The organism is Hymenobacter gummosus, from assembly GCF_003970915.1.
GTDB classification, from domain to species: domain Bacteria; phylum Bacteroidota; class Bacteroidia; order Cytophagales; family Hymenobacteraceae; genus Solirubrum; species Solirubrum gummosum.
In genome coordinates, this window is sequence record NZ_RXOF01000057.1 from 1 (window position 1) to 283 (window position 283).

At 62.2% G+C, this 283-nt stretch carries 1 protein-coding gene; it reads right to left on the minus strand.

Features of this window, described 5'->3' with window-relative positions:
- Positions 1–283: hypothetical protein (locus EJV47_RS27815; RefSeq protein ID WP_133372534.1), on the minus strand; the 283-nt coding region annotated here is incomplete at both ends.

A 283-nucleotide genomic window follows, 5' to 3' on the forward strand; every position in this document is an offset into this window, starting at 1 on the left:
GATGCTGGCTTCAACGGCGATGTTCGAGGCCGTACCAACCACGTGGAAGGTACGCAGCGTGAGCTGGGTGCCCGGTTCACCGATGGACTGGGCGGCAATTACGCCGACAGCCTCGCCTTTCTGCACCATGCGGCCCGACGACAGGTTGCGGCCGTAGCAACGAGCGCAGATACCACGCTTGGCTTCGCAGGTCAGTACCGAACGGATTTCCACCGAGTCGATACTGGTCTGGTCGATGCGACGCGTGATTGCCTCCGTGATTTCCTCGCCAGCCGGCAGGATC